11 protein-coding genes are annotated in these 11,474 nt (G+C 72.8%); 9 read left to right on the top strand and 2 right to left on the bottom strand.

The window, feature by feature from the left end; all coding sequences use genetic code 11:
* From VIU94_RS33815 to VIU94_RS33795, 5 genes are all read left to right on the top strand, one after another.
* Nucleotides 1–1,016: family 2 encapsulin nanocompartment cargo protein terpene cyclase (locus VIU94_RS33815; protein WP_331917464.1), on the top strand; the 1,016-nt coding region annotated here is incomplete at its 5' end.
* Between the two features lie 65 nt (nt 1,017–1,081).
* The gene (locus tag VIU94_RS33810; protein ID WP_331917462.1) at nt 1,082–1,939 is read left to right on the top strand and encodes a geranyl diphosphate 2-C-methyltransferase; all 858 of its coding nucleotides are present in this window, start codon (nt 1,082–1,084) and stop codon (nt 1,937–1,939) included.
* A 146-nt stretch (nt 1,940–2,085) separates the two neighbouring features.
* Nucleotides 2,086–3,318 carry a cytochrome P450 gene (locus VIU94_RS33805; RefSeq protein WP_331917460.1) on the top strand — a complete coding sequence of 411 codons (1,233 nt, stop codon included), beginning with the start codon at nt 2,086–2,088 and terminating at the stop codon, nt 3,316–3,318.
* A gap of 13 nt (nt 3,319–3,331) precedes the next feature.
* Nucleotides 3,332–3,922 (top strand): cupin domain-containing protein, encoded by a 591-nt coding sequence (locus VIU94_RS33800; protein ID WP_331917458.1) that lies wholly within the window; start codon nt 3,332–3,334, stop codon nt 3,920–3,922.
* A gap of 42 nt (nt 3,923–3,964) precedes the next feature.
* Nucleotides 3,965–4,765 (top strand): GNAT family N-acetyltransferase, encoded by an 801-nt coding sequence (locus VIU94_RS33795; RefSeq protein WP_331917456.1) that lies wholly within the window; start codon nt 3,965–3,967, stop codon nt 4,763–4,765.
* Here VIU94_RS33795 and VIU94_RS33790 read toward each other — a convergent pair.
* Nucleotides 4,762–5,580: a pentapeptide repeat-containing protein gene (locus VIU94_RS33790; RefSeq protein WP_331917454.1), complete on the bottom strand. Its 819-nt coding sequence runs from the start codon at nt 5,578–5,580 to the stop codon at nt 4,762–4,764. The genes VIU94_RS33795 and VIU94_RS33790 overlap by 4 nt on opposite strands.
* A gap of 118 nt (nt 5,581–5,698) precedes the next feature.
* Here VIU94_RS33790 and VIU94_RS33785 point away from each other — a divergent pair, with 118 nt between their 5' ends.
* Nucleotides 5,699–7,213 (top strand): alpha/beta fold hydrolase, encoded by a 1,515-nt coding sequence (locus tag VIU94_RS33785; protein ID WP_331917452.1) that lies wholly within the window; start codon nt 5,699–5,701, stop codon nt 7,211–7,213.
* A gap of 33 nt (nt 7,214–7,246) precedes the next feature.
* Here VIU94_RS33785 and VIU94_RS33780 read toward each other — a convergent pair whose 3' ends face one another.
* Nucleotides 7,247–8,866, bottom strand: coding sequence for an acyl-CoA synthetase (locus tag VIU94_RS33780; RefSeq protein ID WP_331917450.1), 1,620 nt, complete (start codon nt 8,864–8,866; stop codon nt 7,247–7,249).
* Between the two features lie 171 nt (nt 8,867–9,037).
* Here VIU94_RS33780 and VIU94_RS33775 point away from each other — a divergent pair, with 171 nt between their 5' ends.
* From VIU94_RS33775 to VIU94_RS33765, 3 genes are all read left to right on the top strand, one after another.
* Nucleotides 9,038–9,838 carry a crotonase/enoyl-CoA hydratase family protein gene (locus VIU94_RS33775; protein WP_331917448.1) on the top strand — a complete coding sequence of 267 codons (801 nt, stop codon included), beginning with the start codon at nt 9,038–9,040 and terminating at the stop codon, nt 9,836–9,838.
* Between the two features lie 59 nt (nt 9,839–9,897).
* Nucleotides 9,898–10,857 (top strand): Zn-ribbon domain-containing OB-fold protein, encoded by a 960-nt coding sequence (locus VIU94_RS33770; RefSeq protein WP_331917446.1) that lies wholly within the window; start codon nt 9,898–9,900, stop codon nt 10,855–10,857.
* Nucleotides 10,854–11,474: beta-ketoacyl-[acyl-carrier-protein] synthase family protein (locus VIU94_RS33765; RefSeq protein ID WP_524540656.1), on the top strand; the 621-nt coding region annotated here is incomplete at its 3' end. The genes VIU94_RS33770 and VIU94_RS33765, both read left to right, overlap by 4 nt.

The raw sequence follows: 11,474 nt of genomic DNA, 5'->3' as shown, positions 1-11,474 counted from the left end.
ACGGCGGCGCCCAGCCCGCTGCCGACACCGGCCCCGGCGTCCGCACCGGCACCCCGCCGCCGCCCGGCGTCCCCGAGCTGTACTGCCCGCCCGCCGTCCGCGACGACCCCGCCCTCGGCGACGCCGTCAACGAACGCCTGGTGGAGTGGGCCGAGGAGATCGGGATCTACCCCGGCCACCTCGACAAGGTCCGCTCGGCGAACTTCGGCCGGCTCATGATGCTCGGCCACCCCGAGACCGACGACCCCGACCGGCTGCTCTCCGCGGCCAAGTGCGGGCTGTCCGAATGGGCCGTGGACGACCACATCGTCGACTGCGAGGTGGAGGAGCCCGCCCACGAAGTGCTCGGGCAGCGCCTCGCGATCTGCCACTCGGTGATCGACCAGGCCCAACTCCCGCTGCGCTACGCACCCCAGCTGGAGGAGGCCGTCCAGCAGGACCCGGTCGCCCGGGCCCTGCGCTCCGCGCTGAACAGCCTCTCCCCGTACGCCTCGACCACGCAGGTGCGCCGGCTCCGCCACGAGCTGGCCATCATGTTCGTCGCGTACGGGCAGGAGGGCGTCTGGCACACCACGGGCCAGCGCCCGCCGGTCTGGGAGTACCTGATGCACCGGCACGAGAACAGCTTCATCCCGTGCATGGTCCTGGTCGACGCCATGGCCGGCTACGAGGTGCCGATGGCCGAGTTCTCCGACGTACGGGTCCGCCGGGCGTTCAACCTGGCAGGCACCGCCACGGTGCTCATGAACGACCTGTACTCGATGAGCAAGGAAGACCCCACGGACTACAGCCTGCCCATGCTGATCGCCGCCGAGGAGCAGTGCTCGATGGAAGAGGCCGTCGACCGCAGCGTCCTCATCCACGACGAGCTGATGCACACCTTCGAGGCGGAGGCGTCCGTCCTCTCCCGCACCGGCTCCCCCGAACTGGCCCGCTTCCTCGCCGGAACGTGGGCCTGGGTCGCCGGCAACCGCGAATGGCACGCCGGCAGCGCCCGGTACCGCGCCGCGGACTGACCGCCGCCCGCCCCCGAAGCCACACCCCTCTGTCCCCCGAAACGAACGACGTAAGGAACCCCTCCATGACCACGTCCGCGCCCTCCACCGTGCTGCGCACGCCCTACCAGGAGTCCGTGGCCAACTACTGGAACACCAACCAGCAGGACCCGGTGAACCTCCGGCTCGGCGAGCTCGACGGCCTGTACCACCACCACTACGGCATCGGCGACTACAACCCCTCGGTCCTCGAAGGCCCCCAGGAGACCCGCGACGCCCGCATCATCGAGGAGCTGCACCGCCTGGAGACCGCCCAGGCCGACCTGCTCCTCGACCACCTCGGCGACCGCCGCCGCACCGACCGGCTCGTCGACGCCGGCTCCGGCCGCGGCGGCACCAGCCTCATGGCCGAGCGCCGCTTCGGCTGCCAGGTCGACGGCGTCTCCATCTCCGAGTACCAGGTCGGCTTCGCCAACCAGCAGGCCGTCGAGCGCGGCGTGGCCGAGCGCGTGAAGTTCCACTTCCGCAACATGCTCGACACCGGCTTCGCGACCGGCTCGCGCCAGGCCGTCTGGACCAACGAGACCACGATGTACGTGGACCTCTTCGAGCTCTTCGACGAGTTCTCCCGGCTTCTCCAGCACGGCGGCCGGTATGTCTGCATCACCGGCTGCTCCAACGACGTCAACGGCCTGCGCTCCAAGGCCGTCAGCCGGATCGACGAGCACTACACCTGCAACATCCACCCACGCAGCGCCTACTTCCGGGCGCTCGCCGACAACAACCTGGTTCCGATCGAGGTCGTCGACCTGACGGCCGCGACCATCCCGTACTGGGAGCTGCGCGCCAAGTGCTCGGTGGCGACCGGCATCGAGGACCCCTTCCTGACCGCGTACAAGGAGGGGAGCTTCCACTACCTGATGATCGTGGCCGACAAGATCTGACCGGCCGCCGCTCGCGTGATCCCCGGGTCGGGGCCCGGGGATCACCCCATCGAGTGTGTTTGCGCGCGTTTCCGCGCGAGCCGTTCGTCCTGCGGGGATGGCCACAGCGACCCCTGCTCCCGCACCCCCGGACGAAACAGATCCTCATGAGCACCACGGCTTCCCCCGAGACCTCCGACGGGTTCGGCGTCCACTTCTGGGCCGTACCCCACCTCACCGGCCTGGACTTCGATCCCCTGCTCGCCCGGCTGCTCCACGAGGACCCCGTCACCCGGGTCCGGCTGCCGTACGGCGAGGGCCACGCCTGGCTCGTCACCCGCTACGAGGACGTCAAGTTCGTCTCGGTCGACCCCCGCTTCAGCCGCAAGGCCATCTGGGGCCGGGAGGTGACCCGACTCACCCCGCACTTCATCCCGTTGGACGGCGCCGTCGGCATCGCCGACCCGCCCGACCACACCCGCATGCGACGCGTCGTCGCCCGCGCGTTCAGCGCCCGCGCGCTGCGCACCCTGCGCGACCACGCCCAGGCGGTGATGGACGGACTCCTCGACGACCTGGAGCGGCACGGCCCGCCCGCCGACCTGATGGCCCTGGTCAACCGGCCCTTCCCGCTCACCATGGTCTGCGAGCTGATGGGCGTCCCCGCGGCGGACCGGCCGCGCATGGCGCACTGGGCGGACACCATCCTCTCCGCGGGCGCCGGCCTGGAGGCCAGCGAACGGGCCAAGACCGAACTCGAGCAGTACTGCACCGACCTCATCGACTCCCGCCGCGGCGCCCACCGCACCGACGACGACACCCTCGCCGCGGTCCTCGCCGACGCCGTCGAGGACGGGACCCTTACCGCGCACGAGGCCACCGGGCTCGCCGTCCTCATCCAGATCGGCGGCACCCACGCCGTCCGCAACAACAGCGCCAACATGGTGTACGCGCTGCTCACCCACCCCGAGCACCTCGCCCGGCTGCGCGCCGAGCCCGAGCTGCTGCCGCAGGCCGTCGACGAGCTGCTGCGGTACATCCCGCACCGCAACGCCGTCGGCCTGTCCCGGATCGCCCTGGCGGACGTCGAGGTCGGCGGGGTGCTCATCCCGCGCGGCGACGCCGTCTACGTCTCGTACCTCACCGCCAACCGCGACCCGGAGGTCTTCGCCGACCCGGACCGGCTCGACTTCGACCGGGGGTACAACCCGCACATCGCCTTCGGCCACGGACCGCACTACTGCCCCGGCTCCACGCTGGCCCGCATGGAGTCCGAGATCCTCCTCGACTCGCTGTGGAAGCGGTTCCCGGACCTGCGGCTCGCCGTCCCCGAGGACCGGTTGGAGTGGCAGCGCGGGGCGCTCATCCGCGGCCCGGAGACGCTGCCGGTGACCTGGTGAGAGGGGCGCGGCGATGACGACGATCCAGACGGCCTCCACGACTGACACGACCGACACGACCCGCGCGGCCGACACGACCCGCGCGGCCGACGGACTGATCGTGCCGGCGGGCCATGGCAAGACCCTGGTCACCGCGGCCCAGCAGGTCACGTTCAAGGTGACCGGTGCGCACTCTCGGACCGCGTCCACCTTCGAGGTCCTCGTGCCGCCCGGCTTCGACGTGGGCGCGCACACCCACGCCCACAGCGAGGAGCTGTTCTACGTCCTCGAGGGCGAGCTGGACGTGCTCGCCTTCGAGCCGCTCGTCCGGACCCTCGACCGGTGGCGCGATTGGGAGTCCGCATCCGGCGAGCGGGTCGTACGGGCCCGCCCCGGCACCCTGTTGCTGGTCCCGCCGGGCTGCCCGCACGCCTTCGCCAACCCCACCGGCGAACCCGCGCGGGTCCTGTTCCAGGCCGCCCCGCCGCCCGACCACGAGCGGTACTTCGAGGAGCTGATGGACATCCTCGGCTCCGGCGGCGAGGTCGACCACGAGGCGATCGCCGCGCTCCGCGCCCGCTACGACATCGAGCAGCTCACCCCGCTGCGGCACGACGCTCGCTGAAATCCGGTTGCCCCGGGCCCCGGGCGTTGCTGGGGTGGGGGCATGGATCACGACGCGACGCTCGCCCTGTACGACCGACAGCTGCGCCGGGAGGCCCGGCCCGACGGCCCCGGCGTCCGGGTCGAGCGGGCCGGCCCCGTCGTGCGGCAGACCGGACCCGAGCACGCCTGGAACGGGATCCTCTGGTCCGGTCTCGACGGCCTCGACCCGGCCGCGGTGGACGCGGTCGTCGCCGGGCAGATCCGGCACTATGCCGAGTTCGGCCGGACCTTCGAGTGGAAGGCGTACGGGCACGACGCCCCGGCCGACCTGCCGAAGCGCCTTCTCGCGGCGGGGTTCGTCCCGGACGAGGAGGAGACCGTGATGGTCGCCGAGACGGCCCGGCTCTCCCTCGACGTCGTGCTGCCCGACGGCGTCGAGCTCCTGCCCGTCACCGACGCGGCCGGGGTCCGCCTGGTCGTCGAGGTCCACGACCGGGCCTTCGGCGGGGACGGCGGCCACATCGGCCGACAGCTCCTCGACCGGCTCGCGACCGAGCCCGACACCGTCGCCGCCGTCGTCGCGACGGCCGGCGGCGAGCCGGTCAGCGCCGCCCGGCTCGAACTCTGCCCCGGCGCCGACTTCGCCGGGCTGTGGGGCGGCGGCACCGTCGAGGCCTGGCGGGGCCGCGGCCTGTACCGGGCCCTGGTCGCCCACCGCACCCGGATCGCCGCCGCCCGAGGCCACCGCTACGTCCACGTCGACGCGGCCCCCACCAGCCGCCCGATCCTCCAGCGGCTCGGCTTCACCCCACTGGCCACGACCACGCCGTACGTGTACGAGGGCCGCGGGGCTTCCGCCTAGCGGGCCCAGTGCCCGGGGCGCTCCAGGCCGGCCGGGATCTTCGTGGCGGCGTCGCCGCGGGCCGCGTTCAGCTGCGGCTGGGTCAGGAACAGGGCCCCGGTCAGGTCCGCGCCCGACAGGTCGGCGTCGCGCAGGTCCGCGCCGATCATGTCGGCCAGGGACAGGTCCGCGCCCGACAGGTCCGCGGCGATCAGCAGCGCGCCGCGCAGATCCGCGCCGCGCAGCTTCGCCCCACGCAGCCGGGCCCCGAGCAGATCGGCCCCGCGCCGGCTCTTCGGCTTGCCGCCCGCCGCCGCCCGTACCAGCGCGCTGGTCTTCAGGAGCAGCGGATTCACCTCGCCGCGCACGGCCGCCACGTCCAGCTTCTCCAGCTCGTCCGGCGTGCCCGCCGTCAGTGCCTCCACCCGCGCCAGCGCCCGCCGCAGCTCGCCGTGCAGCGAGCGCGCGGCGTCCCGCTCCAGCGCCTCGGTGAGATAGCGCAGCAGCTCGTGCAGCTGCCGCATCACCGGGAACACCTCGTACATCTGCCGGGCCGACCCCGGGGCCTCGCGCCAGGAGACCCCGCCGAACGTGACCTGCGAGACCTGCTGACCCGCGCCGAAGCAGTCGTACACCGTGCAGCCGGAGAAGCCGCTCGGCCGCAGCTTGTCGTGGATCCCGCAGCGGAAGTCCTCCCGCAGGTTCCGGCACGGCTCGCCGGACGCCTTGTTCACCGCGAAGTCCGACGACCGGGCGAAGGGCAGGGCGACGCAGCACAGGCCGAAGCAGTTGGCGCAGTCGCCGCGCAGGGCGGCGGAGTCGGGGTATGCGGGCACGGTCGCGCAGTTCCTTCACAGCTCGGGGCAGGTCTTCCACCGTATCGCGGGCAGGGCGCCGTCTTCGCCCTCGGCCAATTCCCTTGCGGCGCTCACGACCGGCCGTGATGATCGCGCCATGCCGCAGTTCACCGCATACGACGGAACCCAACTCGCCTACTCGCTACAGGGGGAGGGAGAACCCCTCGTCTGTCTGCCGGGCGGGCCGATGCGCTACGCCGACTATCTCGGCGACCTCGGCGGTCTGGCCGCCCATCGCACCCTGATCGTCCTCGACCTGCGCGGGACCGGCGCCAGCCAGGCACCCGCCGACCCAGCCACGTACCGCTGCGACCGCCAGGTCGCCGACGTCGAGGCGCTCCGCGTCCACCTCGGCCTCGACCAGATGGACCTGCTCGGCCACTCCGCCAGCGGTAACCTCGCCACCCTCTACGCCGCCGCCCACCCCGAGCGGGTGCGCTCGCTGGTGCTCGCCACCCCGGGCATGCGGGCCGTCGGGATCACCGTCACCGACGAGGAGTGGGACGAGGCGACCTCGGCCTTTTCCGGCGAGCCCTGGTACGCAGAGACCCGGGCCGCCATCGACGCGCTTACGCCCGAGACGCCGATGGCGGACATCATCGAGGTCGTGAGCCCGCTGGCGTACGGCCGGTGGGACGACGCCGCACAGGCGCATGCCGCGGCGGGGCGCTTCAACTGGGAGGCCGCGGGGGCCTTCTACGCGGACGGCGCCTTCGCACCGGACAGCACCCGGGCGGCGCTCGCCGCGTTCACCGCGCCCGTCCTGGTGCTGGCGGGCGAGTACGACGGCGGACCGACGCCGGCCCGGGGCGCCCAGCTGGCGGCGCTCTTCCCGCGCGGCGAGCTCGTCGTGCAGCCAGGCGCCGGGCACTTCCCCTGGATCGACGACGCCGGGGCCTTCGTCCGCCCCGTCGCCGCGTTCCTCGACCCCGAGGTGCGCACCGTCGCCGTGGACGGCGTCCGGCTCGCGTACCGCGCCTGGGGCGACGAGGCCGCGCCCCCGCTCGTCCTCGTGCACGGCCGGGGCGGCGACGCGGCGCAGTGGGCGCCCATCGCCCGGGAGCTGGCCGCTGCCCATCGGGTGTACGCGCTCGACCTCGCCGGTCACGGGCTGAGCGACCGGAGCGCCCGCTACGGCTTCGACGTCTACCGCGACCAGCTGCGCGGCTTCCTCAAGGCGCTCGGCCTCGCCGGCGTCGACGTCGTCGCGCACTCCATGGGCGGCGTCGCCGCGTACCTTCTCGCCGCCGACACGCCCGGGCTCATCGGCCGGCTGGTGATCGAGGACGCGCCGGTGCTCATCCCGGCCGACCCGCCGCGCGGGCCGGTCGAGCCGCCCGAGGAGGAGCCGGCCTTCGACTGGGCCGTCGTCGCGGCGACCGACGCGCAGATCAACGACCCGGACCCGGCCTGGCGCGAGAGCCTGTCCGCGATCAAGGCCCCGACGCTCGTCGTCGCGGGCGGCGAGAACAGCCACATCCCGCAGGACCAGCTCGCCTGGCTCGCCGACCGCATTCCGGACTGCCGGCTGGTCACCATCGAGACCGGCCATCTGATCCACCAGACGCGCCCGGCCGAATTCCTGGCGGCGCTGCGGGAGTTCGGCATCTAGGGCCTGTCCGGCGGCGCGGAGGGCGGCCGGCCGTCAGGCGTCCGCCTCCGTGGCCACCGACCGGGCCCAGCGGTAGTCCGCCTTGCCGCTCGGCGAGCGCTGGATCCGGTCGGCGAGGACCAGCTGACGGGGGATCTTGTACCCGGCGAGCCGGGTGCGGCAGTGGTCCTGTACCGCCGCCAGGTCCAGGGCCGGCACGCCGTCGCGCAACTGCACCACGGCCGCCACATGGTGGCCCCACCTCGCGTCCGGGACGCCGGCGACCAGCGCGTCGTACACGTCCGGGTGGGACTTGAGCGCCTGCTCGACCTCCTCCGGGTACACCTTCTCGCCGCCGGTGTTGATGCACTGCGAGCCGCGGCCGAGCACGGTCACGATGCCGTCCTCGCCGACGGTGGCCATGTCGCCGAGCAGCACCCAGCGCTCGCCGTCCCGCTGGAAGAAGGTCTCCGCGGTCTTCGCCGGGTCGTTGTAGTAGCCGAGCGGCACATGGCCGCGCTGTGCCAGTCGGCCCGGCTCGCCCACGGCCACCGGCTCGTACGTGACCGGGTCCACCACGCGGGTGCGCTCGTTGACCTCCAGGCGGAAGCCCTTCGCCGGTCCGGAGTCGTCGGTCGCCTTGCCGTTCGAACCGGACTCCGAGGAACCGAAGTTGTTCAGCAGCAGCGCGTTCGGCACGAGGGCCTGGAGCTCGGCGCGCACCGTCTCCGACATGATCGCGCCGGACGAGGAGATGCTGAACAGCGAGGACATGTCCGTGCCCGCGAGCGGGCCGCGCAGGGCGTCGATCAGCGGCCGCAGCATCGCGTCGCCGACCAGCGAGACGCTGGTCACCCTCTCCTTCGCGATGGTGCGCAGCAGCTCCTCGGGCGCGTACTTGCGGTGGATCACCACCCGCTGCCCGTAGTTGAAGGCGACGAACGAGGTGAGGGTGGACGTGCCGTGCATCAGTGGGGGAGCAGGGAAGAAGGCGAGCCCGGCCCCGCCCGCCGCGACCCGATCGGCCAGCTCCTCGGGCCGCTTCACGGGCTCGCCGGCCGGATCGCCGCCGAACAGTCCCGCGAAGAACAGGTCCTCCTGCCGCCACATCACGCCCTTGGGCATGCCGGTCGTGCCGCCGGTGTAGATGATGAACAGGTCGTCGGCGGACCGGTCCGGGAAGCCGCGCTCCGGCGAGCCGGCCGCCTCCGCCTCGGTGAACGGCACACAGTCGAGGGCGGGCGCGCCGTCGTCCGGGGTCCCCACCCGGACGAGGTGCCGCAGCTTCTCCGTCTGCGGCAGTGCGGCGGCGACCCGCTCGGTGAACTCCGCGTCGAAGACGAGAGCGGCGAGGTCGGCGTCCCGGTAGAGGTAGACCAACTCCTCTTCGACGTACCGGTAGTTGACGTTCACCGGGACGAGGCGGGCCTTGAGGCAGGCCAGCACGGTCTGCAGGTACTCGACGCCGTTGTAGAGGTGCAGGCCGAGATGTTCGCCCGGCCGGAGGCCGGAGTCGATCAGGTGGTGGGCGAGGCGGTTGGCCGCCGCGTCGAGCTCCGCGTACGTCAGCCTGCGCTCGGCCCCGGTACCGGGATGGTCGACGTACACGAGCGCCTCGCGGTCCGGCACCACGTCGACGACCGACTCGAACAGGTCGGCAAGGTTGTACTCCACCGTTCGTCCTCCTGACGCCGCGGGTCCCGTACGGACGTGGCGGTCATTAGAGCGCCGAAGCGGGGAGGGGGGAAGGGGGTGTGCAGAAGAATCTGACTGAGTGTCAGAAAACTATTGAACTGGACCCCGCGCTCCTGCAACCTGTTCCAGAACTGGAGACGGGAGACGCCCATGACCGGGACCGAGCACCTCGCCGTACGGCGCGAAGGCGCCACGCTGATCCTCACGCTCAACAGGCCCGAGGCGAAGAACGCGCTCTCACTGCCGCTGCTCGTCGGTCTCTACGACGGCTGGCTGGAGGCCGACGCCGACGAGGGGATCCGCTCGATCGTGCTCACCGGGGCCGGCGGCGACTTCTGCGCCGGGATGGACCTGAAGGCGCTGGCCGGGAAGGGCATGGCGGGGGAGCAGTACCGCGAGCGGCTGAAGGCCGACCCCGACCTGCACTGGAAGGCGATGCTCCGCCACCACCGGCCGCGCAAGCCGGTCATCGCCGCGGTGGAGGGGTACTGCGTGGCCGGCGGGACCGAGATCCTGCAGGGCACGGACATCCGGGTCGCGGGCGAGTCCGCGACGTTCGGGCTCTTCGAGGTCCGGCGCGGGCTGTTCCCGATCGGTGGCTCGACGGTCCGACTGCCCCGGCAGATCCCGCGCACCCACGCCCTGGAGATCCTGCTCACCGGCCGCCCGTACACCGCCGAGGAGGCGGCCCGCATCGGCCTGATCGGCCAGGTCGTCCCCGACGGCACGGCGCTCGAACGCGCCCTGGAGATCGCGGACCGGATCAACGCGTGCGGCCCGCTGGCGGTGGAGGCGGTGAAGGCGTCGGTCTACGAGACGGCAGAACTCACGGAGACGGAGGGCCTGGCGTCGGAACTCAAGCGCGGCTGGCCCATCTTCGACACGGCGGACGCAAAGGAGGGCGCCCGAGCCTTCGCGGAGAAGCGGGAGCCGGTGTACCGGAGGGAGTGAGCGGGGAAACGGCCCGCCGCAGGCGCCCCTCCGTGCCCCCACCAACCCAAGGAGTCCCTATGACCACCACCCCCGACACCCTCCGCGCCCCCCTCGTCGTCGAGTTCCCCTTCACCCGGTCGCTCGGGCCCGTGCAGGCCGCCTTCCTCAGCGGGCTTCGCGAGCGCACCGTGCTCGGGGTGCGGACCGAGGACGGGCGGGTGCTGGTGCCGCCTGTCGAGTACGACCCCGAGACCGCCGCCGAGCTCCGGGAGCTCGTCGAGGTCGAAGCCACCGGCACCGTCACCACCTGGGCCTGGAACCACGAGCCCCGGCCCGGCCAGCCCCTCGGCACTCCCTTCGCCTGGGTGCTCGTACGGCTCGACGGCGCGGACACCGCCCTGCTCCACGCACTCGACGCACCCGGCCCGGAGGCCGTGCGCACCGGGATGCGGGTGCGGATCCGCTGGGCCGCCGAACGCACCGGCGCGATCACCGACATCGCCTGCTTCGAGCCGCACGCGGACGAAGGCACGGCCGCCGCCGAACCCCGCCCGCACGACGGCCGCTTCGACGAGCCCGTCACCGGCATCGTCGCCCCGGCCCGCCTCGACTACACCTACGCCCCCGGCCGCGCCCAGAGCGCCTACCTGCACGCCCTCGGAGACCGCCGCACCGTCGGCGAACGCTGCCCGTCCTGCACCAAGGTCTACGTCCCGCCCCGCGGCGCCTGCCCCACCTGCGGCGTCGCCACAACCGAACCCGTCGAGGTCGGCCCGCGCGGCACGGTCACCACGTACTGCATCGTCAACATCAAGGCCAAGAACCTCGACATCGAAGTCCCGTACGTCTACGCCCACATCGCCCTCGACGGCGCCGGCCTCGCCCTGCACGGCCGGATCGGCGGCATCCCGTACGACCAGGTCCGCATGGGGCTGCGGGTCGAGCCGGTGTGGAGCGAGGGGGGCCGCTACCCCGACCACTACCGGCCCACCGGCGAACCGGACGCCGACTACGACGCGTACAAGGAGCTGCTGTGAGCCGAGACCCGAGCCGGGACGTCGCGATCGTCGCCTTCGCGCAGAGCGACTGCCTGCGCCGCACCGACGACCTCTCCGAGGTCGAGATGCTGATGCCCGTCCTGCACGACGTGCTGCGGCAGACCGGCCTGAAGACCTCCGACATCGGCTTCACCTGCTCCGGTTCCTCCGACTACCTCGCCGGCCGGGCGTTCTCCTTCACGATGGCCCTCGACGGCGTCGGCGCCTGGCCGCCGATCTCCGAGTCGCACGTCGAGATGGACGGCGCGTGGGCCCTGTACGAGGCGTGGGTCAAGCTGCTCACCGGGGAGGCCGACACCGCGCTCGTCTACGCCTACGGCAAGTCCTCGCCCGGCTCCGTGCGCGATGTCCTCACCCGCCAGCTAGACCCGTACTACGTCGCCCCGCTCTGGCCCGACTCCGTCGCCCTCGCCGCGCTCCAGGCACAGGCGCTCATCGACGCCGGCGACACCGACGAGCCCGCGCTCGCCGAGATCGCCGCCCGCAGCCGGGACGCCGCCGCCGACAACCCGCACGCACAGGTGCGCGGCGCCCGCCCCCAGGGCGACCACCTCGTCGCGCCGCTGCGACGGGGCGACTGCCCGCCCGTCGGGGAC

The organism is Streptomyces sp. (assembly GCF_036566765.1).
Classification (GTDB): domain Bacteria; phylum Actinomycetota; class Actinomycetes; order Streptomycetales; family Streptomycetaceae; genus Streptomyces.
The sequence above is the reverse complement of the archived record's forward strand: the minus strand, read 5'-3'. Positions and strand labels throughout refer to the sequence as shown.

Coding starts and splice junctions, on each gene's coding strand:
- VIU94_RS33775 (WP_331917448.1), top strand. CDS start 9,038: ATGACCGGGACCGAGCACCTCGCCGTACGGCGCGAAGGCGCCACGCTG.
- VIU94_RS33805 (WP_331917460.1), top strand. CDS start 2,086: ATGAGCACCACGGCTTCCCCCGAGACCTCCGACGGGTTCGGCGTCCAC.
- VIU94_RS33795 (WP_331917456.1), top strand. CDS start 3,965: ATGGATCACGACGCGACGCTCGCCCTGTACGACCGACAGCTGCGCCGG.
- VIU94_RS33800 (WP_331917458.1), top strand. CDS start 3,332: ATGACGACGATCCAGACGGCCTCCACGACTGACACGACCGACACGACC.
- VIU94_RS33785 (WP_331917452.1), top strand. CDS start 5,699: ATGCCGCAGTTCACCGCATACGACGGAACCCAACTCGCCTACTCGCTA.
- VIU94_RS33770 (WP_331917446.1), top strand. CDS start 9,898: ATGACCACCACCCCCGACACCCTCCGCGCCCCCCTCGTCGTCGAGTTC.
- VIU94_RS33810 (WP_331917462.1), top strand. CDS start 1,082: ATGACCACGTCCGCGCCCTCCACCGTGCTGCGCACGCCCTACCAGGAG.